This window comes from Klebsiella sp. 18074 (assembly GCF_902705905.1).
GTDB lineage: Bacteria > Pseudomonadota > Gammaproteobacteria > Enterobacterales > Enterobacteriaceae > Klebsiella > Klebsiella terrigena.
The window spans coordinates 273,455-294,667 of sequence record NZ_CACSIS010000004.1; the positions used below are offsets into that span (position 1 = coordinate 273,455).

General features: G+C 51.3%; 29 protein-coding genes. All 29 read right to left on the reverse strand.

Annotated features, from left to right (window positions below):
• Complete coding sequence (locus GVK32_RS06210) at nucleotides 1-756, reverse strand: phage minor tail protein L (protein WP_159867221.1); 756 nt, start codon at nucleotides 754-756, stop codon at nucleotides 1-3.
• Nucleotides 753-1,091 (reverse strand): phage tail protein, encoded by a 339-nt coding sequence (locus tag GVK32_RS06215; protein WP_159867224.1) that lies wholly within the window; start codon nucleotides 1,089-1,091, stop codon nucleotides 753-755. The genes GVK32_RS06210 and GVK32_RS06215 overlap by 4 nt, the downstream gene beginning before the upstream one ends.
• Nucleotides 1,091-4,426: a phage tail tape measure protein gene (locus GVK32_RS06220; protein ID WP_159867227.1), complete on the reverse strand. Its 3,336-nt coding sequence runs from the start codon at nucleotides 4,424-4,426 to the stop codon at nucleotides 1,091-1,093. Before GVK32_RS06220 ends, GVK32_RS06215 begins: the two co-directional genes overlap by 1 nt.
• Before the next feature lie 238 nt (nucleotides 4,427-4,664).
• Nucleotides 4,665-5,033 (reverse strand): phage tail protein, encoded by a 369-nt coding sequence (locus tag GVK32_RS06225; RefSeq protein WP_128320817.1) that lies wholly within the window; start codon nucleotides 5,031-5,033, stop codon nucleotides 4,665-4,667.
• A gap of 63 nt (nucleotides 5,034-5,096) precedes the next feature.
• Complete coding sequence (locus GVK32_RS06230) at nucleotides 5,097-5,558, reverse strand: phage tail protein (RefSeq protein ID WP_159867230.1); 462 nt, start codon at nucleotides 5,556-5,558, stop codon at nucleotides 5,097-5,099.
• A gap of 34 nt (nucleotides 5,559-5,592) precedes the next feature.
• Nucleotides 5,593-5,985, reverse strand: a complete 393-nt coding sequence (locus tag GVK32_RS06235) for an HK97-gp10 family putative phage morphogenesis protein (RefSeq protein WP_227697819.1) — start codon at nucleotides 5,983-5,985, stop codon at nucleotides 5,593-5,595.
• 5 nt (nucleotides 5,986-5,990) lie between these two features.
• Complete coding sequence (locus tag GVK32_RS06240) at nucleotides 5,991-6,380, reverse strand: hypothetical protein (protein ID WP_141649630.1); 390 nt, start codon at nucleotides 6,378-6,380, stop codon at nucleotides 5,991-5,993.
• Entirely contained in the window at nucleotides 6,361-6,699 is a 339-nt protein-coding gene (locus GVK32_RS06245) for a head-tail adaptor protein (RefSeq protein ID WP_159867236.1), read from the reverse strand. Before GVK32_RS06245 ends, GVK32_RS06240 begins: the two co-directional genes overlap by 20 nt.
• Nucleotides 6,696-7,013 (reverse strand): head-tail connector protein, encoded by a 318-nt coding sequence (locus tag GVK32_RS06250; protein WP_159867239.1) that lies wholly within the window; start codon nucleotides 7,011-7,013, stop codon nucleotides 6,696-6,698. Before GVK32_RS06250 ends, GVK32_RS06245 begins: the two co-directional genes overlap by 4 nt.
• Nucleotides 6,994-7,446, reverse strand: coding sequence for a hypothetical protein (locus GVK32_RS29070; RefSeq protein ID WP_159867242.1), 453 nt, complete (start codon nucleotides 7,444-7,446; stop codon nucleotides 6,994-6,996). Before GVK32_RS29070 ends, GVK32_RS06250 begins: the two co-directional genes overlap by 20 nt.
• Before the next feature lie 68 nt (nucleotides 7,447-7,514).
• On the reverse strand, nucleotides 7,515-8,801 hold the full coding sequence (locus tag GVK32_RS06260) for a phage major capsid protein (protein ID WP_159867245.1): 1,287 nt from the start codon (nucleotides 8,799-8,801) through the stop codon (nucleotides 7,515-7,517).
• Nucleotides 8,802-8,876: 75 nt separating this feature from the next.
• A complete protein-coding gene (locus GVK32_RS06265; protein ID WP_159867248.1) occupies nucleotides 8,877-9,797 on the reverse strand; it encodes a S49 family peptidase in 921 nt (306 codons plus the stop codon).
• A 36-nt stretch (nucleotides 9,798-9,833) separates the two neighbouring features.
• Nucleotides 9,834-11,099: a phage portal protein gene (locus GVK32_RS06270; protein ID WP_159867251.1), complete on the reverse strand. Its 1,266-nt coding sequence runs from the start codon at nucleotides 11,097-11,099 to the stop codon at nucleotides 9,834-9,836.
• Entirely contained in the window at nucleotides 11,077-11,274 is a 198-nt protein-coding gene (locus GVK32_RS06275) for a hypothetical protein (protein WP_159867254.1), read from the reverse strand. Before GVK32_RS06275 ends, GVK32_RS06270 begins: the two co-directional genes overlap by 23 nt.
• Complete coding sequence (locus GVK32_RS06280; protein WP_159867257.1) at nucleotides 11,268-12,989, reverse strand: terminase large subunit; 1,722 nt, start codon at nucleotides 12,987-12,989, stop codon at nucleotides 11,268-11,270. The genes GVK32_RS06275 and GVK32_RS06280 overlap by 7 nt, the downstream gene beginning before the upstream one ends.
• Complete coding sequence (locus GVK32_RS06285) at nucleotides 12,989-13,423, reverse strand: phage terminase small subunit P27 family (RefSeq protein ID WP_128320805.1); 435 nt, start codon at nucleotides 13,421-13,423, stop codon at nucleotides 12,989-12,991. The genes GVK32_RS06280 and GVK32_RS06285 overlap by 1 nt, the downstream gene beginning before the upstream one ends.
• Nucleotides 13,424-13,580: 157 nt before the next feature.
• A complete protein-coding gene (locus GVK32_RS06290) occupies nucleotides 13,581-14,000 on the reverse strand; it encodes a hypothetical protein (RefSeq protein ID WP_200842840.1) in 420 nt (139 codons plus the stop codon).
• Complete coding sequence (locus tag GVK32_RS06295) at nucleotides 13,997-14,347, reverse strand: hypothetical protein (RefSeq protein ID WP_227697816.1); 351 nt, start codon at nucleotides 14,345-14,347, stop codon at nucleotides 13,997-13,999. Before GVK32_RS06295 ends, GVK32_RS06290 begins: the two co-directional genes overlap by 4 nt.
• A complete protein-coding gene (locus tag GVK32_RS06300) occupies nucleotides 14,308-14,670 on the reverse strand; it encodes an HNH endonuclease (protein ID WP_159867266.1) in 363 nt (120 codons plus the stop codon). The genes GVK32_RS06295 and GVK32_RS06300 overlap by 40 nt, the downstream gene beginning before the upstream one ends.
• Nucleotides 14,671-14,708: 38 nt before the next feature.
• A complete protein-coding gene (locus GVK32_RS06305) occupies nucleotides 14,709-15,221 on the reverse strand; it encodes a DUF2514 domain-containing protein (protein ID WP_159867269.1) in 513 nt (170 codons plus the stop codon).
• Nucleotides 15,218-15,766 carry a lysozyme gene (locus GVK32_RS06310; RefSeq protein ID WP_159867272.1) on the reverse strand — a complete coding sequence of 183 codons (549 nt, stop codon included), beginning with the start codon at nucleotides 15,764-15,766 and terminating at the stop codon, nucleotides 15,218-15,220. Before GVK32_RS06310 ends, GVK32_RS06305 begins: the two co-directional genes overlap by 4 nt.
• On the reverse strand, nucleotides 15,738-16,007 hold the full coding sequence (locus tag GVK32_RS06315; RefSeq protein WP_159867275.1) for an HP1 family phage holin: 270 nt from the start codon (nucleotides 16,005-16,007) through the stop codon (nucleotides 15,738-15,740). Before GVK32_RS06315 ends, GVK32_RS06310 begins: the two co-directional genes overlap by 29 nt.
• Nucleotides 16,008-16,704: 697 nt before the next feature.
• Nucleotides 16,705-17,313, reverse strand: a complete 609-nt coding sequence (locus GVK32_RS06320; protein WP_159867278.1) for a hypothetical protein — start codon at nucleotides 17,311-17,313, stop codon at nucleotides 16,705-16,707.
• A 12-nt stretch (nucleotides 17,314-17,325) separates the two neighbouring features.
• Nucleotides 17,326-18,363, reverse strand: a complete 1,038-nt coding sequence (locus GVK32_RS06325) for a DUF968 domain-containing protein (RefSeq protein WP_159867281.1) — start codon at nucleotides 18,361-18,363, stop codon at nucleotides 17,326-17,328.
• Nucleotides 18,363-18,566 carry a hypothetical protein gene (locus tag GVK32_RS06330; protein ID WP_159867284.1) on the reverse strand — a complete coding sequence of 68 codons (204 nt, stop codon included), beginning with the start codon at nucleotides 18,564-18,566 and terminating at the stop codon, nucleotides 18,363-18,365. Before GVK32_RS06330 ends, GVK32_RS06325 begins: the two co-directional genes overlap by 1 nt.
• A complete protein-coding gene (locus GVK32_RS06335) occupies nucleotides 18,563-18,955 on the reverse strand; it encodes a DNA-binding protein (RefSeq protein WP_159867287.1) in 393 nt (130 codons plus the stop codon). Before GVK32_RS06335 ends, GVK32_RS06330 begins: the two co-directional genes overlap by 4 nt.
• A gap of 341 nt (nucleotides 18,956-19,296) precedes the next feature.
• A complete protein-coding gene (locus GVK32_RS06340; RefSeq protein ID WP_159867290.1) occupies nucleotides 19,297-19,530 on the reverse strand; it encodes a DinI-like family protein in 234 nt (77 codons plus the stop codon).
• A 503-nt stretch (nucleotides 19,531-20,033) separates the two neighbouring features.
• Nucleotides 20,034-20,552 carry a hypothetical protein gene (locus tag GVK32_RS06345; protein ID WP_159867293.1) on the reverse strand — a complete coding sequence of 173 codons (519 nt, stop codon included), beginning with the start codon at nucleotides 20,550-20,552 and terminating at the stop codon, nucleotides 20,034-20,036.
• Complete coding sequence (locus tag GVK32_RS06350) at nucleotides 20,552-21,205, reverse strand: hypothetical protein (RefSeq protein WP_159867296.1); 654 nt, start codon at nucleotides 21,203-21,205, stop codon at nucleotides 20,552-20,554. Before GVK32_RS06350 ends, GVK32_RS06345 begins: the two co-directional genes overlap by 1 nt.
• Nucleotides 21,206-21,213 lie beyond the last annotated feature (8 nt).

Sequence of the window (21,213 nt, forward strand, 5' to 3'; positions counted from 1 at the left end):
TCAGCTCCTGATAAGGCTGGTACCGGGGAAGCCTCCGAACGGTAGTTCGTTGTTTTCACCAAAGCGCAATTTGCACGCCGTGAGCGTCCCGTTGCAGACATCCCGTGACGGGTCATCGACCGGTTTGTTGTTCTTATCGAAATACTTTGTACCGGCATAATCGCAGCCATCGCCGCTACGGTATTTGTTGCGGATACACCAGGTGCAAACCGAATGATATTGCCGGGTAGGTATCATCATTCCCTGAAGATCCATCGGACTTGAAAGGGTAAATTCTACCGTCGTATCGGTTTCGAGGCTTTTGGCGTCAATAAAAAATAGCTGGCGCTTTTCCTGCGTCGGGTCTGCGTTGGCGTTACCTTCAGGGAAGTTGCGCGCATCCAGGTACTGCTTCTGCGTCTCATGGATGATGACCCGCGCCATTGCCATATCGTCATAATGCAAACACAGCGCGGATATAGAACCATCGATGTTACCTACCCGCAGCGTCGGTTGTGCATCGCTGCCTGTAGTGGAGGATTCAACACCGTCCAGTTCGCATGGCCAGGCTTTATATTCGGTACCCTGCCACCAGATACTTTTGGCAGGCAATTCTGATTCATCGCCACCGGCGGCGATAATTTCCTCGGCTGAGTGCGGAACGTTATAGCCGTGGAAATACAAGACCTCATCCATGTTGAACGCGCGGCCATCAATTTCCAGAAACTGAATTGAATCGCCTGGCTCAAGCTTCTGGTAATTTGCATTAAGGCTCATGGTTTAAATCCCTGAATAAAGGTTGCCGACAGGGAGTAGTTCCCCCCACCCATCGGTACTGGTTTATATTGCTTGCAGCGGAAAAGCCCCACATCTTCAAGAGGCGGGGTCCACTGAAATGACTTTGTACCTTTGTGCCGGTCCAGGAACTGCTTTATCGGGCGGATATAATCCTCGGTACCGACAAAATTCAGTTCCCATTCCTGTGACCGGGTATTTAATCCATCCCCTGATACCTGCGTATAACCGTCACCAAATTTCGCCTCTCTGACACGGAAATCGACGGTTTGCGTAGGGTTGACTCGGGGACTCCAGGTAAATATCTCAATGGTCATTAACGTTGTCCTTTTACGGCGTTCCAGATAGCGCCACCCGGACGCATGTCTTTCGCCTGCAGCTCGCGGTATTTCTTCTCGACGAATGACCCAATTTGCTGACCAAATTCCTCAAAACCTGATGAGCTATCAGTGGATGTTTTATCACCGGAGATAGAGATCCAGACCTTTGGCCCTTCGGTGGCGCTGGCATTCTGTCCACCGCCGACCGCACGCACCCCCAGCGAGCCATCACCGGCGCGCGTCAGCGGCATAATGGCCTCTGGCCCCGCCTCGGCAAATACGCCCGCGCCTTTAGCAAAGGCGAAGAACTGCGGGGTATCGTGGACCTGATTGCTGTAAGCGCTTAATGAAGGGGAATCGTAGACGCCACCTTTGGCGTTAAACTGGAAGTTGCTGCCTGCATTCTGAATCGCCGTTCCTGAGCCAGCGTCAGCTGCCCCACCTGCGATACTGGTCCCGATGCCTACCACGCCCATGATGGTTTGCATGATGGAACTGGTAACCAGTGCCTGAGCGGCCATATCCACCAGGTTTTTAATGACAGCCTGTGTCAGAGAGGAGAACAGGCCAACCATGTTTTCCTTGAAGCTTTGAGTTCGTGTCAGCGTACTCGTTAAAAAGTTGGTTGAACGCTCATACGTCGTCTCAAATAACCCAACGGCCAGGCTCTGAAATTCACCCTGCGAGCGATACAGCTCCAGCGAGGTCTGATACTGTGCATCAGCGGATTCTTTTGACGCTTTCTGCATCAGCATTTCGTACTGGTCTTTGCTGATCGCGCTGCCCTGGTAGTACGCCTGCAGTAATGCCTGCCGTTGAGCTAACTGATTGCTCAACGCGACCAGGGGATCAACATCACCGGCGATATCCAGTTCAGGAGCGGCGATTTCATCGGCCTTCGCCTGCAAAAGCTCTTTCGCAGTTTCTCTGGCCAGCGTTATCCGGGCAGTCTGGTACTCTTTTTCCGTAAGCAGACGGGCTTTGAAAAGCCCGGAAAGGTCCCGGCTGACCTCCTGCTCTTTACGTAAGCTTTCCTGTGCGGGTGAATACTGCGCGGCCAGATCCAGTCGCTGCTTCTGGTAGTTCTCCGCATTCATTAAGAGCGCGCGCTGCAGATCAGCATCACTGGCTCCGTTTTTCTGCGCCGCTTCCCTCAACTCCCTGTTGCTGTCCTGCTCCTGCAGGTTAATCCTGGCCAGGCTGGAGGCATGGGCTTCTTCAATTTGTTGCCGCAGCGTTTTGAACTGGTCAAGTTTGGCTTTATCACCCTTCCCTTTCCCGGTACCACCCTCACCGGTCCAGGGATTTCCGTCGCCGGTCTCTTGGGCGGGCTTATTCAGCGCGCCTTTCAGATCGTCAGTCAGCGACGTTATTTTCCCGGATAGTCCAAGCTGAGCCAGTGTTTTTGCGTCACTGACGCGCTTGATATTTTCCTCTGTCTTGCGCAATCCTTCATTAACGCTATCGAGGTCAGCCCGCGCTCGCGTCTGGTCTTTTGTCACCCCATCCAGTTGGCCAAAGGGGTCAAAGCTTTTGAGGCCATCGATGCGGCTGTCGGCATCCTGAATCTCTTTTATCAACTGGTTCCGCTGAACAACCTGATTTTCATACTGATCATTCAGGTCGAACTGCTTCACATTTAACTGATTAAGAGAGAGGCGCATCAGCGCTTCACTGGTTTCGACTACGGCGTCTTTTAAATTAATGGCCGATTGTCGCGCCTCTTTTGCTTTCTCATGAAAGTAAAGAATGGCCGAACCGGCCAGCATCGCGGCACCGAACGGGCCACCAATTAAATTAAACGCGCCTTTTGCCAGACCTACAGCAACGGATGCCGCACGGGCAGATATCGACACCTGCCGGTTAGCTGCCGCCAGCTTAGACTTCGCCTGGCTGGCCAGATTCGTTTGTTCAGTTTCCTGTCGGATAAGCCGGGTAAACTCGTCCTGGTAACTGATATTCATCCCGTACTGTTTAGCCGTCCGCTCCATCTGCCGGTAGTGACCAAACTCGGCATCGTTTTGTTTCAGGATGGCGGCTGTCGAATCCAGTGTTTTACGGGCGATATCCGCATCGGCAAGCGCTCTCGCTTTTACCGCCGCCTGGCTTTCCCGCCAGGCACTGATATTTTCCCGAAGCCCTGCGGTTAGCTTCGTGGACAGAACCGGGATCAGGCTGTAAAGCGCAATACTGGTGACGGTGTTAAAGTTATCCGCCAGGCCGTTCAGCGCATCAGTCGCGGTCTGAATCCCGCTGCGAAGGGGACCGTTACTGCTCTGGCCAATCTTAATCACCATCCCTTCAAACGCACTGCTCAGCCCAAGCAGGTCGCCGTTCAGGTTGTTGACCCTGATTGACGCCTGCTCATGCGCCGTTTTTGTGCCGGTTAACGAGGCGGTCAGTTCATCAACCTTTGAGCGATTCTGGACGAGAATGGAAGCCGCGCTCAGGTTTTCCACGCCAAACAGCTTCACCGCCTGGGCCGTTGAAAGGTTCTTGCCTGCCAGCGTATTGAGCGCCTGGCTCAGGCCAACAACCGAAGGTTTGAGGGTTTTATCTGTTCCCTTTTCCAGATTCAGGATGACGTTACGCAGCGCCGTTCCCGCTTCTCCGCCCTTCACTTCACGCTCAGCCAGAACCTGAATGGCCGCATTCAGTTGCTCAAAACCGACGCCAGTCTGCGCAGCGGCAACACCGCCGTTTTTAATCGCCGCTGCCGTATCCGTGATTTCGGATGAGCCATACTTCGCGCCAGCGGCCAGAACGTTGATATAACGATCCGCCTCCTGCGCACTCGCACCATACTGGTTTAACGACAACGCCAGCGTTTTTGTCGCATCCGGGAGCGTCGTTCCGGCGGCCTGCGCCAGGGTCAGGGCGCTGTTAGTCGCCTGCTGTAAGCCATCGGACGTTTTTAGCAACTCCGGTTTAGCCGATGCCATCAGCTTGAGCGCCTCAGCGGCCTGACTGGCGCTGTACTCTGTCGTGCGCCCCATATCCTGCGCGGCCAGGTCCAGCGCTTTCATTTCACCGGCGGTCGCACCGGTGATCGCCTGCAGGTCTGATAATGCCTGTCCGTATTGCCTGGACGTTGTGATGATCGTGCTGACAGAGAGGCCAGCCCCAGCCAGCCCCGCCAGCCTGCTGGCCATCCCGGATATCGACAGGCCAACCTTCTTATAGGCGTCCTCCGTCTTTTTCGCGTCCGCCTGGGCATTGCGGTTAAACCGTTTTGACTGGTTCTCCGCATCGCCATACGCGCCCAGAAGCTGGGATTTAAAACTGGCTGCGTTAAGGTGCAGCCCGACCGCTAAAGATGCGACGTCTGCCATTACATTAATGCCCTCATGACTGCCGCGCATTCATCATTAATCGTCGTCCGGGATGGCGCAGGTGTGGTTTTGGGAGGAGGCGCATTTTCATCGCCAGGACGGCGGAAAATACCTTGTTTCAGGAAGAAGGCGCGCCAGTGGTACAGGGTGTTTGCCGGAAGTGCCGCGATTTTGGATGGGTCAGGCTCGCCCCAGCGGTCGGCCAGCCAGAAAATCAGCTCCAGCCAGGGCGAGTCATTTAGTTTTTTTCCGCTTCCTCCAGCGTCCCGATGGAGTGACGTTTCACTTTGTCCACCGCTTCCAGCAGTTCGGGGTTTTCGTGGGCCTTCAGCAACTCGGCTGCCGTGGGTTTAAATTCATCGGGAATAGCGGTTCCATCCGGCTGAACCAGCGCATCGATGACAATCTGAATTAAATGCTCCGATGCCTCACGCGGTACGCCAGTTTTTGCGGCCTCAGCCATTGTTTCTTCGTAGCTAATCAGTTCATCCCCCGTCAGGCGACGGATATAGACCGTTGCGCCGAACAATTCGGTTTTCACTACCGTTGGGACTGATTTAAGCAGCGCGGATTTAAGCGCGGACAGGTCATAATTTTTATCTTTCACGGGTCGTCCTTAAAAATAAAAAGCCACCCGGAGGTGGCTGTCTGTTACGGATAGTAATGCTGCTTATTCGCCGCCAACTGCAACGGTGCCCCAGGTGATTTTGTTCTGTTTTCCCTGGACGGTGATCTGAATGACCTCGCTCGCTGGTGCCGCGATTTCGTTCATCTGCCAGCCAGACAGCGCCAGCAACATCGTCGACGTTCGTCCGTTCGGCAGCTCAACGTAAAGCTGGATGGTTTTACGCGCATCGGCAGCGTTAAGCAGCGCGGCAAAGTCGGTGTTTTTCGGATCGTCGATAAAGCCCAATGATTTCTCCGGGCCATCCGGCAGATCGCTGATGGATTGTTTTTGCTTGTCGATAAGTGTGGTGCAGTCGACAAAACCGCCGGTCTGCCCCATAGCCCCCACTGCTTTACAGTTAACCAAAGGTTTCAGCGCTGCGGCTGCCGCGCCGGGGTCCCCGTATTTCACAATGGTGCCTGCCGGCAGCATTGCATACTCAGGCGATGTCTGATTCTCAGCCATGATTGTTCTCTCTTATATGAATCGGTAGCGGTCGCTACCTGTTTTGAATGCCGTTTAGAATTTCCACGGTCAGGACGCGTAAAACTGTCTGGACGTTGTAATCCAGAGCAGGTCGAATAAAGGGGTCTGCAACCTGTTTAACCGTGCCGAACTCCTGCGCCAGCGCCTTCATATAGTGTTGCTTGCTGGGGCCAACACGGAGCGTTACAACCGCGTTCCCTTTGGCCTTTCGGGTAGAAGAGCGGATTTTGATTGAATCCCGCATGTGCTGCCCGGTCGACGTTTCGTCAAAGCCCGCATGCTGCCGCATGTCCTCTTCAACAACCTTCAGCGCCTCCCGGCCAGCATCACGCAAAATCTTCGTACCGACTTTTTCTCCCAGGGCTATCAGCTGCCGCTCCAGCTCATCCAGCCCTTTCACTTCCATTCGTATCACGACGTATCCTCCGCGTAGTGAATGATGAAATCGCGGATCAGGCGGTACTGACTGCGGCGGTTCGTCAACGTCATTTTGTCCTGCCGGATGCCGCTGCGTTCAATGAACTGAACCGGGATATTTTCCAGCTGGCCATGCACGATTTTTTTCCATTCAGACCAGATTTTTTTGTCCATCTGCAGGAGGTCGGTGTAGTCGTCAATCCGGTAAATCGTCACCTGAAATCGTGCTGAAATGAGTCCGGTTCGCAGTGTTCCCGCGTACATCTCCGGGTCTGAAATTCGTTGAAACGTAACGCCTTCCTGCTCGTTATCCGGCAACAGCAGCGGGTAAGCATTCAGGCCGGTGATACGCTCCAGCGCAGTTTTAATCGCCAGTTCTATCATGCCGCCCGTCCGCCTCCCCCGTAATGATAATCTGGTCCGTTTTGCGATCGATATTCCGGACGGTGTAAACCAGATCTTTCGTCGTGATTTTCCAGTCCAAATCGACCAGAACCCCCGGATAAACCGTAAATAACCGGGTTTCCACCACCTGCTCCTGATCCTGCGTTCGGACCTTTCGCCCCGATACCAGTTCAGCTTTCGCCCAGGCTTTTCCCACCTCGACCAGCGTTTCCGGTAGCGGTTCACCCAGCGGCCCTCGCCCAGACTGGATATAGCCGATCGCGATACGACAGTTCATCTCTCCCGGTTTCAGGCTCATACGGTATGCTCCTGAATAGGGAAAAGGAGATGTTTCACAGCAGTAGTTTCCAGCCATTGCCCGGTATGGCCATTCAGATATGCATCACTGACCAGATACTGGATGGCCAGCTTAATATCTTCATCAGCAATGAATCCGCGTACCGTCTCCGGGAGCGCCTGCAGCTCTTCATCACTGGTGACTAACTTGCAGTAATAATCACGCTCGATGCTCCGTTGTGCGGCATTAACCATCTGCATGAGCATGGCGTCATGCTCCGTGAAATCCAACTCCAGGCGAAGCTGGGTTTTCACTTCAACCAATGTCAGTATCAAAGTCGTTATCTCCCGGTTTCGGTGCCATCGCGCGTTTGGCATCTTTCGGCCATACCGCAATGCGGCGAGAAACCAGTTCGTCCGCGTGATCACTTTCAAAACACGCGATATCACCACGCGAATAACGGCTATACGGACCGAGGAACACAACGGCTTTACGTTCTGGCACTTTTACCTCCGCTGGGGCCTGCGGCTCACTTTTACTTTTACTGGTGCCGGTATTTTCCGGGCCATCCACGGGCGCGTCGGCATCGCTCCCCGATGTACTTTCCCCGCCTTCCGCACCGCTACCACCGTCGGCACCAACGGTGTCGTCACCGGTATTACGGCTGGCCACTTCAGCAGCAGCCCCACTCGTGCCGGAAGCATTCAGGGATGCATCAGTCGTTGTCTCATCTTTGCCTGCTGCGGATTTCGTTGTTTTACCTGCCATTTATTACCTCCTGCCTCTGAAACAGAAAAGCCCGCATATGCGGGCCTTATTTACTGTGGATGGATAGGTTAGAACAGGACGCCGGTACCCAGCACCAACCCTTCCGGGTGACGGAAACCGATATCGTGTTCAACAACAACGCGAATCAGAGACTGGTTACGGGCAAAGGCGGATACCAGATTACCTTCGGCATCTTTGTAAGTTGCCTCTTTGGAGAAATCGACCTTCATGGAGCCATCCTCGCCGATGACAACATCGTTGAAGTCGGCAAAGTAAATTTCCGATTCTTTGCCACTTTCGCCCAGGTTAACCGGGATCGCGCTGGTACGCTGGATCGGATAGCCTTTCAGCATGCCCAGCGCCATTTCCGGGTAGACTTTATTCCCGTTGCCGTCACGCAGGCCAAACAGCTTCATGTAGGTGCGGTTAGACATACCCCAACCGCACTTAATCATGAGGCTGTTGCCATCCATCGCCATCAAAATAACCTTATCCAGGTATTCATCAACCGTTGTAAGGTTGATCTCTGCTGCGGCTTCCCACGGCAGCAGGCGATTCCACTGCGTCGCGCGCGCCTTCATACCAATTGGCGTATCTTCGGTACCGTCATCACGCATAAACGCTTTATCTTCGCGCACGGAGATAGCGGTCAGAATGTCCTGCAGGACCAGCTGCTCCACGTTAAAACCAGCACGACCAATCAGCTGGTTCGCAATCGGTACCAGCGCGATCATGGTTTTTGCAGCCAGTTTTACGTCGTTGAATTTTGATTCAGACGCTTTCGCATCCTTCCCTTCACCGGTGTAGCTGGCCGTTGCACCACCAGCTGAGCGCGGCAACGACAGATTACCGTTAGGCAGTGGGATAGAACGGGCACCCAGCTTACGGACAATGGTGCGATCACTCAGCAGCTCAATGACCTCATTTTGCATGTTCTCCGGGATAAGTGCGCCACCAGAACCCGCTGCCGTTGAGATGGCCATTGATACGGACTGGTCATTCAATTCTTCAGCGGCAAACGCAGCCGCATCACGCAGATCGCCCTTCGCCGCTGCAATAGACATCACCATGCGGGTCATCCCGGCACCGGTGTATTGCTTTGGCTCTGATTTGACGATAACTGCCGGGCCATGCTGGGTCGCTTTAACCGGCTTCGCGACGACCGCGGCTGCACGTTCTGCCGCTTCCATGCGCTCCATTTTGGCGCTGATATCGGTGAACTGCTGTTGCAGGTTCGCAAATTCGGTAAGCTGCTCTGCCGTCAGCGTATCGCCGTTCGCTTCAATGGTTGCCAGGGCCTGAACCTGTTCGTTGATACCCGCACGCTGACGACGCAATTCTTCAATCTGTGGCATTGTTTTTCTCTCTTTTTTAGACATAAAAAAAGCAGCCCAAAGGCTGCTTTCTGGTAGTGACGCGTTTGCGTCGGGTTACATTTGGGTTTGCAGGTCCATCGCTGCCGCCTGCAGCTTGATAGAACTGGCTTTCTGAGGCGCTTTGTACTTCGCCGCAATAGCATTGATCGCCGACTGAGGGTCTGAGATTTCATCCGCCAGCCCTGCTGAAACGGCACCAGGGCCAAAATACAGACCCGCTTGCGTTTCGATTACAGCCTGCTGGCCAAGGCCGCGATATTCCGCAACCGAACCCGTAAACGTCTCGTACATTTCATCGATCATCCCCTGGAACATACCCAGCGCCTCTTCACTCAGCGGCTCATGCTGGGTACCGTTATTTTTGTTATCCCCCCTGAAGATCGTGGTAAATGTCAGCCCCATTTTTTCTTCCAGCTTCGACGTATCCAGGTGCTCCATAATCACGCCGATAGAACCTACGCCACTGGTCTGGCTGACTATGATTTTGCTGCAGGCCGACGCGATGAAATACGCGGCTGAATAAGCGCTGTAGTTCACTATCGCCGTGATGGGCTTCGTCTCGCGAGACTGATAGATATAGTCGGCCAGCTCTTTACAGCCCACCGCCGCGCCGCCTCCGGAATTAATATCCAACACGATTTCGCTGATTGATGGATCGTTTAATGCCGCGTTCAACTGGCTGCGTATCCGCTCATAGCTGGTTAGCTCTGTGCAGGCCTGCGTAATTTGCCCACGACGAGCTACCAGCAATCCGTGGACAGGAATAACGGCCACGCCACCGGCTGGCTGTACCTGCTCCGATGCTGGTGCTTTCTCCGGGTCCAGAGCTAACTGGATGCCAGTGTTCTCGACCGTTCCCTGGATGCGGGGGATTAATACCGCCTTTACAGAGTCCATCGTTTGTCGTGATACGTAATGCGGCACGCCAAAGACCAACTCCGCAAGGTGCGGAAGGTTAATTTGTTTCGTTGTCATGGTTTTTACCAGGTAAGCCCGCGCTGCGGGTGGTATTCAGGATCGGGACAGGATGGTGTTGATTTCTGACATCTGCTGCGCCGTCGGCTTTTTATCGCCAGGGATGATTTGTGCGCTGTCGACCATATTCAGCGGCGTCAGATATTTTTCACCTCCGGCTATCGGCGGCAGGTTCTCCATACGCCGGATATCGTTAACCGACAACCACCCCCACTGGCGGCCAAGCGCATAGGACTCATAACGCGATTTCTGGTCGCCACGCAGTAAGCCGGAAACGTTGAATTCGATATACAAGTCACGGCGTTCGCTGGGCAACAACAAATCTCGCTGCAGAGCGCCTTCATGGCGCTTCAACCATGCCAGCAGCGTATACATCACGAACTGCAGGCCCTGGTGCTCGATGTTGTTGTTGGTCGCTTTTGCCAGCATTTGCACCATATGCGGCGGGATTTTGTAGAGGCGACAAACCTCTTCCACACCCCACTGGCGCGACTGTAGCAGCTGCGCTTTCTCGTTATCCTGCGACAGTTGTTTGTAGCTCATGCCCTCCTGCAGCAACGCCACAGAGAACATATTATGGATACCGGAATGGCGTTCGGTCCATTTCGCCAGCAGGCGGTCAATGGCATCCTGGCTTTTAATGGTAGCGGCCTCTTTCGGACGCTCTATCACCCCGCTCATCGTTGTACCGCGCCGGAATGTCGCCGATGCATGTTCCTCAACGGCCAGATTCAGACCAAGAACGTCGGCGTTCGTCTGAATGGGAGAGGTGCCGATATAGCCATCCAGTGAAAACACTTTCACATGGTGCATCATGCGCATTGGCAGAGTTTCGCCGATTTCCGGGATTTCGTAATACGGCATCCCATCCGGCCCCTTCAGGACAATCACCTTTTTCGGGCTAATCGGGATCAGCTCTTTCGGGTAGCCTTTTCCATCGCGGTCGATGATCGAGTAGCAATTTCCCTCCAGCCCCAGCAGCCCCTGCTGCTGCTCAAAATACTCGAATGAGGTGTCTTTTTTGTTGGGCTGGGAGTGAATCAGGTCATAAATCGGGTGGTCTGTCGCACGTTGCCGCCCACCATTTTTATCTCGTCGATAAAGTTCGACAGGCAACTGCGCGACAGACTCTGCCAGGAGGGTTACACAGGCCCGCACCGCTGAAAGTGCCAGCGCGGTTTCAGGCGTAATCATGATGCCGGCTTTGCTCTGGCTTGAACTAACGCCGCCCAGCATCGCTTCCCAGAAGCCGCCCCCTGATACAGACCGTTTTTGTCCTCTAAACATCTGGGGAATGAACATCATCTCCCCCATTTTTAGCGCTGACAACCGCCGTTCTGGCGATTAAAAACGACCAGACCATGCAAATAATGCCACCGGTTATCAGTCCCGCTGCCGGACAAAACAGCCAGGCGCCGGCAGACATCAATACAGCCCCGGCGAGGCCGATAATGAAACTCAGAATTGCAATTAACACGCTATATCTTCCTCATCGTAGACAGATTTGATGACTGAGCTGTTCAGCATGGCGCGCCCTATGCCCATCATTAAACCAACCGCACCATCAATCTTGTTTTGTTTCCCCTCCTTTGTTGGGCGAACAATATCGTCACTGCCCGGCAAATAGCGGCCTACAACGTTCTGAATACACCAGTTCATGATGGGATTTCCGTCATGGTGGAATCGACCCGATGCCAGTGCAGCTTCAATCTCTCTCATTGGGTCGCTCATATGTGTGAAGTTCTGTCTAATTTCGACGGGCTCCAGTCCCTCTTCCTCAAGCAGATGGCGTAAGGAAGTGGCACCATAAGGATCGATCGGGCACTGGGCTATTTTCACGTTCTGACGTAACTGCAGGATTGACTCGAAAATCAGCCGATAATCAACTTCTGCCCCATCAGTTGGAATTAAAGCGCCCTGACCCACAAAGGACTGATAACGTTCGGAGGTATGCTTAAGTTTGGGATCGACAGAATAGACGGTGTCTTCAGGCACCCAGAACATTGCCCCTACGCAATAGAAATGGGTAATGCCTTCAATATCACGACGAAAAACAGGAATGACGGCATTAAGATCGACCTTTGACGCGAGGTCTATCCCCAGCCAACATTCTTCATCGGCAAAATCAGACAATTTCAGGCGTTTGTCAGCGGCAGCCATCCATTTCTGTAAATCGTAAAAGACAGTTTTTGCACTTACCCAGCGATTAAAATGCTTGGTAAGAATCTTGTTAGTCTGACTGGGGTTCGAAATCGCCAGTAACTGTTTTGCGCGAAGAAAATTTTCTTTTACCGATATCCCGTAATTGGGATTGGCTTTAATTAGTGATTCTGGTTGAGTCCAGTCATCATCATCATCAAGACCATAGATAACGCCGAAAATACCCTCATTCTCTTCGCCCTTGCGTGTTTTGCGTAGGATCTCCACCACCTGTTCGCGCTTCTCATAACACGGCGAGGTAATGTCATAACCTGCTGTCGTGATAATGAGCGTAATGGGTTGCTCACGAGCCCCCATCCCTGTTGTCATCGTGGTATACAGGGCGTCGGTTATATGTTCGTGGTATTCGTCGATAATGGCGCATGATGGCGAGTCACCATCACCAGGATCGCCAATTACTGGCGCAAAAATGGAACCATCCGGGCGAGTCATTTTTTTCGCCCAGGGCTTTATAGAAAATTTATGCCGCAATGCAGGCAGTTTTTTCACCATTAACAGGGCCGGTGCAAACACTTTCCATGCCTGCTTTTCGGTCGTGGCGCCGCAGTACACTTCTGCGCCATGTTCACCATCAGCGCAGAACATATAATTACCGACAGCAGCAGCAATAGCTGATTTGCCGTTCTTTCTCGGAACTTCGATATAGATCTCAGTGAAACGCCGCAGGCCGCTTTTTTTGTTCACCCAGCCAAACGGCACACCCAGGGCAAATTTTTGCCAGGGTTCAAAATCAATTCTTAATTTTCGGCGGGCCCATTCGCCGGCGGTATGTGGCATTTTTTGGGAAAAGCGGAGAAAACGCTCCGCCTTATTTTTATCGAACCGGTAAGGCCAGTTCGGATCCTTCGCGCGATCCAGATCGTCAAGGTGTCGCTGGCAGGCAAGAATGGTTAACTGACATGCCAGAATCTTCCCGCCAACGATATCCCTCGCATACTGGTTCGCCGCATTGACGTTCGGATATGTGGCCATCAGTCAAACTCATCAAATTCATTCCCGTCATCGTCCGGATCATTTCTGCCGCTGGTCATTCGGATACGGCTGAGCGGATCTAACCCCAGTAGTGAGCCCAGACGGGCAATCTGGGAAACAGAGTCATTTCTGACGTTTACGGCAGGGTGTTTTTTTAATCCTCCCGTTTCACTTTCAGTTGTCAGTCCTGCAGCCAGTAACTTTTCAGCTTCGAGCATCAGATGGAAGGCGTTGCAGTAGGCCAGGAGCAGAGGGGCATCCTCAAGTTCAAAGACACCTCTTTCGATTAGAATTTTGCTTTGGGTTTTCCATATTCTTACAGCCGCCTCCCCCATTAACTCAGCCGGGGGTGCGATGCGCGTCAGCTTGCTTTTTTGTCCGGCGGGTAAAACAGGTTTCCTCCCCCCTCCAGACGATCGAATTCCACCAGCCATAACTCCTCTTTTAATAGGTGAAGTCTGCCGGAAAAAAGATCCTTATTTCTGGCGTGTAAAAATGTCCTTCAAGCGGCAGTCCTGAAGCGCGAAAGGGGTCAGGGATTTTATCCCCCCTACCCCTGGCTGATGCCAGCCTCAGTCGAGGTGGAGGTCGTCATTCTTGCTGCGCACCATCAGCCTGCAGCACGCTTTCAGGAAGATGGGTTTCCAACGGCGCGTTCTCGAATACTTTCAGACCATTGAAACCAATCCAGGTGGAATTATTATTCATACCGCCAGCAATGAAATCGGCTACGTCAGTCAGCAGATCGCTAACCACAGCCTCTGTGTTCTGACGCCAGTAATTTTCGATAGCAACCAGTAACGGATCAGAGCCGTTCTTCGTCATCTGCTCGCCTACGGAATAGGTCTTCTTCCCGGCTTTGTCAGTGGCGCAAAGCAGTTGGCTGGTTTGTACGCCCACAGACTCAGGATTATTAACCTGCAGCATGATGGCGGCAATTTGGTTACCGTCATTGTCGGTGCTCGATGCGTAGAACATGGAGAGAGTTAGCTCATTGCGGTTAAACATTATTGGCTCCGTTGGCGGTTACGGCGGCGACGTCCGTGAGGTTTAGGTTGTGGTACTGATGGAAGGAGCTCACCTTCCTTCGGTGGCTCTGCGCTTACTGAAACCACTGGATCCGTTTGCGAGTGCTGGTTCGGCTGAGATGATGTCTCATCGACGGGAGTCCCTCCCATTTCAATGTTCAGCTGAGGTGTAGTTTTGAGGGTATGATTGAAAAAAAGCCCTGTAACTCCGACATCCATGAAAGAAAGTCCATTGCGTTCCAGAGCCACTAATTTCCCGTCTACGTATTCAATTTTCAGATTCAGGTTACTCATCGCGTTCTCTCTGTTGCTGTTTTCTTTCTGTGGCATGGCCAGCACAACGCCTCCAGGTTGGAGTCGTCATCTGTACCGCCGTGAGCTTTTGGGATGATGTGATCGATGCTGGCTGCTTTCATTGCAATACCCTGGCGCCGGCAATTCTGGCAAAGGTATTTGTCTCGCTGAAATATTCTAGGACGAATGAGTTCCCAGCTGCGGCCATAGCCGCGGTCCTGCCGGCTCTTTCCTGGTTGGTAGTTCCGCCAGCCTTCACCTGCATGTTCCTGCTGGTGTGTATCGCAGAACCCACTAGCGTTGTTCGTAACAGCAACACATCCTTTATGGCGGCAAGGGCGTTTTGCACGTGGGGGCATGAACTCTCTCTTATCCCCGACAGAGGGTAATTGTTTATTTATCCCTTAGTGGGGCTTGAACTTAGGACTGAGTAATAAATACGCTCACAGGTCATTCCTGCTGTGTATCGTTCGTCAGCGATTGCAGCATACCGTCGAGCTTCTTCTGCAAGGTCTCCAAACATGTCGGCGAGCACTCCGGCGGTGGCGCCGGTTGTTTGGCTTCTGATGGTAGCGGCAAGACTTGCGGTGTGTTTTGCGGCGTCCAGGCGGGTGGCAAGGGTTTTTGCCTGCTGGCGCAACTGGCTAACAGTGCCAGAGAGATTAGCGGCAGCAACGCGAGCTGCTGTAGTTTGAGCTTGAGCATCTAGTACGGCCTTATCCCGGGCGATCAGACGCCCCTGTTCAATTATCCGGGCGGCGATTTGCGCATTCACTTCATGATCCAATTCGGCTCTATCACGTTCCGCCCACTGCTTTTCCCATGCCCGATCGCTCCAGACTGAACCAGCAACGAAAGCTCCGGCTGCAATCACAAAGGCAATAGCTGGCTTCAAGTAGGTTGCATTCACTGATCTATCCCCCAGCACGTCAGCGCACTTTCCTGATCGCGGCGTTCGACCTGACCATAACAACCATTCTTTTGCCCTTTAGTCAGGCGGCAATCACGACCTCCGTCTTTAATCCACCAGCGAATCGCCTCACATGCACCCTTTCGGTCGCCTGAGTTAATCCGCTGGTAGAACGTAGACGGGAAGCATTTACCAGGGCCGATGTTGTACGGACAGAATGAGGCAATGCCTACTTTCTGTGGCGGTGTCAAAGGTACATGGATATTCCGATCAACCCACGCCAGAGCTCTATCACGTTCGACGGCATTCACTTCGTCGCATTTAACCTGGGTCAGCTTCATCCCCTGCGTGACGGGTTTACCATCAATACGCGTGGCGCCGCGGCAAATAGTCCAAATACCAGAGCCATCAAGGTATGACGTCAGGCTGTTACCCTCTTTCTCATTAAGGAACTGATCCATCAACACTGGCACTGAGGCACCGGCAGCAATAAGCGCCAGCATGGCCGAACTGAGTTTATTCCTTAGCGCTGGTGACATTGCCATTCAGCCGATCCTCCCGCTCCTTGCGTCGGTAATACCAGTTCACGCCGCAGGTAATGACAGTGCATGCAATACCGACAACAATCGCCCAGTCACTCAGGCTCATACCAACCACTTTGTCGGCCAAAATCCATACCTCAGTTTTCGATACATCGGCATACGCCTTTGCTGAAATACCGCAGCCCGTTAATGCGGTCCCGGTGCCATATGAGAGTCTGCTGTAAATGGTGCTCATTTTGGTCATAGCCTCACCTCCGTAGATGACGGACGGCGCTGTGTGAATAGAAAAAGGCCGCCAGATGGATTGACGACAACACACAGAGTGAGTGACGTTCTGGCGGCACAAATGAAAAAGGCCACGAAGATACGTAGCCCTGTTTGTGGGTGGTTTACTTATTAAGTGGGAATAATTATCATCAAAAAATCCAGTACAAAGACGCCTGGATCATTCATAACCACATTCGCCTGATTGGGTGGCTCGCTCTCTAATGCGGGCTTTTTTTTCGCCCAAAGAAAAGGCCCACCAGCAGGGTGAGCCTATAGGAATTATTCAGTAAGAGTGTGATGCCGGGTGCCTCCCGGTGAGCCTTTGGACAGCATCCATGACCCACGCTCTTTTAATTCCAGTCTTGGAAGTGCTGTTTACGTCCCTCCGCTTAGGGGGATTCATCACAACTAAAAATTAACATTTGATCATCAGAGAATCAATGCCATACGACGATGTGACAGGGGTACTGATGCAATGCATCTCGTGAATACCTCTGTCGTATCGCCGGAAAGCAAAAACCCCGCGATGGCGGGGTTTTTGTTATGTTCAGATTGTCGCTTCCTAACGCTGCCGAGTGGCGCAGCTCTGCCAAGCATGAATGGATTATTAACTTTTCTGGCCCGTTTTCAACTACAAGCAAATAAAAGAGCACTTTTTGTTAAAAATGGAGTAGCTATACATCCTTCATCTTTCGTCTGACAGACAGAAAAACTTTCGCCCTGAATATCTCCAGGCACCAGCGCACCCGCTTACGTGCTTCGCCGTTCGTCAGCCATGGCGCCACCAGCTGCAATTCCCGGGTAATATCGGAGATCTTATTTCTGGTGGTGTAGAACTGCATTCCTACGAGATAAACCGGATCGTCAGTTTTAAACGTCTCAAGCATGACCTCTTCAATAAAATCCGCATCATCCCGGCGCTCTGACTCGTCAATCATATCTTTAAGCGGCATGGCCCATAGTATTGTCCGGGCGCGCGCTGCTGCCTGCTCTCCTCTAAACCCCTCCCTCCTCGCCTGCTCAATTGCATCGGTAATGCGGGTTAACTGACTATCTGACCAGCATGAATCTATAACGTCCGAGAAGAAACGACCGCAATTCTCCAGACGATACTGTGCACGTGTTTTCCCACCGACACATTCCCCCCAGACTGTTAGCAGTGATTTAATCCATGCAGATTGGATATGAGCCAGTGGCGTAAATCGTCCCAGCCAGCTTTTCCGGGGCGCACCGGCGAGTGTTTCTAACCCTGTGTGGTGAATGCGGCGTTGACGTGGTGTCATTCTGTCTTCTCCTTACGCCAGAACGCCGAGCGCATAAGCCCGGTCCAGCAATTTGATAATCAGCGCCGGCTGAGTGCCGTATTCGCGTTCGAATGAAAGAGGATCGTGATGTAGTTGCCGGTGGTGTTTTCGGCACAAAGGTAGCGTGAAAATATCGTGAGCTTTCGTACCTACTCCGCCCTGCCCCCAGCCAATCAGATGGTGGGCATCATCGGCTGGCTGGCCGCAGCACATGCAGGGTTGTGTTTTTACCCACGCGATAAAATGCGGAGACTCCCAGCGAATACGTTTTGGGCGAGCGAAAAACGTTGCGGGTGCTTCAGGATCCACCAGGACACCAATAACTGGGGAAGATGGTTCCCGGGCCGGTGCTGGGGAACGTTTCGGTAATGGGGTCAACCGTTCCACCAGAATGCTGGTGGCCGGCACCGATGGAGTCAACTCACTTTCCCGGTAAACCGATTGAAACTCTTCCGACTTCAGCTTCAGAGAACGACGGGCCATCTCCTCTGTAATTTCGCTACTAACGCCGACGGACACCGCCCACCAGCACAGCTCTGCGAGAGATAGCATCCGCTCTTTGTTGTAGCCCAGATAACTCAGCGCTGTACCAATAATCCAGTCAGCCAGGTTCTGCGACATCAGACTATCGAGTGTTTGTACGGTCTGATTGCGTAGTTCATTATCGCAGTGCCAGCATGCCCGTATCGCGCCGGGGTCATGCCTGAAATTAACCAGTTCCTGGTGGTGATAGTTAGAATGTGGCCACTGACAGTGCTGGACCTCGCGTTCTAGCCAGAGCTCCATCGCGTTTATCCCACCAGCTGCTTTGATGACGCGCTCATTAACAAAAAAAGGTCTGACCCCGGTGTCATCCCGGAGCGGTTGCCGTGCATCCGGCAGTCTGCCGCTCGGTATAGAATCCAAATCAGCCGGCGGCATCTCCACCAGTACGCGCCCTTTTCCAAAAAGCCCCATTAACTCGCTTCCGGGCTTCAGTAATACCACGCCCAAATGCCGGGCAATATCCACGTTAAGCAGCGCCCGCATCAGTCTCTCCACATTTTCTGTAAGAAGGTTCTGTCGGCGCGGGGCTCCTGTTCTGATTCAGGCAAAAACACGCTAACTTCCCACGATACAAAATCACGGGAAAGGCATTTCTCTGCCCGGTAGTTCGCTTTCCGATAGCGCGCCACCAGCTCGACTGCCTGCGACTCCGTCAGACCTGTATGCTGAAACCAGCTTTTCTTCATAGCTGGGCCTCATACAGCCGGATGAACTCAATGGCGCGCTCACGTGATCCCGGTTCGTTATGAACCATTTCCTGAAGCAGCTGCACGGCGAGTGATGGCTCTTTTTGCCCGACGATAGAAATACCCCGGGACATGTTTGGAGCAATTGTGATGAATCCTTTTCTGCGTAATGCCCGAAGGTGTTCGGCGGCAGCATTAGGAGACGCAGCACCAATAAGATCTGACAGCTCTTTGGCCGTCGGCGGATAACCGTGCTTTGTGATGAACGCAACGAGGAGATCAAACACCTCCTGCTGGCGTGGGGTCAGTTTCTGGAATGAAGAAAGACCAGCGTTGTCGTTATGACAGCCAGTCTTTTTTGTTTCTGGTTTTGCAATATTTAGCGCCATGGTTTCTCTCCGTGGCGCAGCAGGTATAGGTTGTTCAGGCCTATGACTGGAGTTTAACAGAACCTGACGGAACCTGGTAACCAGCCCCAGACCTCGCCTTTTCTATCATCTGCGCAAATAACGAGAGAGTCCCCACGATCTCATCTTGCTGTAGTGGCATAAACGAAACAGTATCACCGCGGCGATACATCAAAGCACGATCACATACGGGAAAGGATTTGAGACGGGCTACTATTACCCCATCATCGCATCTGATAACTACATAGCCGGTGTTCGGCATTTCTTGTTTTTTTCCCACTACAAAATCCCCTCAACAAACTCGGTAACATCCATGCAGTAATTCAATAAAACCAGTCGCCTGCGCTTTCCCATGTCTCCTGTAGAATCACTTCGATAGTTTCTTTATCGCCGTCTATGCCACCGAACACGCTGAGCCCGTCAGCCCCAGCCCGGCGAATAGTTAACTTGCAGCCATCATATTTTTGATTTAAACGCCGCAGTAACTCGGCCTCAAGCGCATGCTCCGCGCCATCAGGCAATTTTTTATTTTTGTCGATGGTTACTTCGATTTTCATAGTATTACCCCATTCGATATACTGTATAAATAAACAGTACACCCAACTCGTTCAATGAGCAACATCTTAAAGGCACAAACTGTTACTTTTTTGTCAGGAGTGCAGACACAAAACCCGCCGTAGCGGGTTGAATTAATAGAGTTTTATTAAACGACGATTTCTTTCTGCTGACACATTTCCGGTTGCTAGCCACACCGCTAACTCAGTAAACCGCTGTAGGACATGGTTACAGCAAAGCGCTGCATGAATGTAAATCACACCCGTTTTGTTAACATGATGGAAGATAAGTTAGCAGGACCGCAAAAAATGGGTTAAAGATGGGGAATGTATTAAATTTGAGGGCATTGGAAAATGAAGTATTTTACTTGCAAGACAGGAACTAATCCACCTACAGAAAAAACTAAGATTAACTTTGGCTAGGAAACATGTCATACAAAAATCAATCATTTCATCGATATGTTATAATGCAGATACTTGTAGTATCTGCATCTAATTAAAATTCATCAAGCAACCAAAACCTTTTGCCATTTCTCATTTAGATCATCTAAATTTACCACTTGTCTATCTTTCACCCACTTTGACATTAAAGCAATTAGATGTGGCCGAGAAATGCGTTTATAATAGAGTCCCCTATCTTTATTATATTGCTCAACGATATGTTGTCCAACCTTAGATAAGGACGTATTATTTATATACGATAAATCCCTATGCATATGATTTACATCACTAAATTTGCTATTACCTATTGTTTCAACAATTGTCACACCTTCGTTTTGAAGCCACCCAGATTCAAGCCAAATAAGATCAATAGCATCGGGAGTTTGCATCGTAGTGGCCAAGGCAACAATTAATTTCTCAACATCTTCCGAGTTAAAATCCAAAGTTTCTGAACTCCATACAGAAAGTGTGTTTTTATTAGTCCTGGTACATCCAGTTATTGCATCTGCTGTATAGCTCTCAGGCTGAAGAGAAAGATTTGGCTGCCATTTCGAGATTGATATTTTTCTTAAAAGATAGCTCATTATAAATGCTCCAGATAATCTATAACGCTTTTCTTATAATCATTCAACCAATCAAACTCAAACTCTCTGATTCCTTTAAGGTAAGTCAAAAATCTTGGGTCAGACCATGCTTCAGCGGCTCTTAAGGATGCTTCATTTACAAGATAGTCTTTATGGGAGGCTCCACCCAAAATTAAAACATCTGCCTTATCCTTGAGGATTTCATAGTCTAATGATGAAGCAATACAAAGATATTTACGCAACTCATAACTATCATTATATAATCTTAACCAAGCCTGTTGAAATACTTCAGAAAAGACATGTGACTCCTTAGTGTATAAAGACTCAAGAAATAGCTGACATTTAGTTATTTCCCCTTCGATATAATCCTCGGACCTAAGGAGATCTAACAGCATGTTTATATTTAACTTAACTTCACGTTCAAAAGCACCTGAGTCAAACCTAGTAGAACGCTTTCCAACTCTAATCTGGTTATTAGAACTGATATGGTTATCTACGAATTTTAATTGCTCGTTATTTTTTTTAGAAAAAACGCTTACATCGCTATAAATTTTAAAATAACTTTCACTCAATGAGACCTCATTTTTAGATAGATCTAAATTTGAGGTTGATTCATTCCCATTACCAATCATATGTTTATTAATAATATACATACGCAACC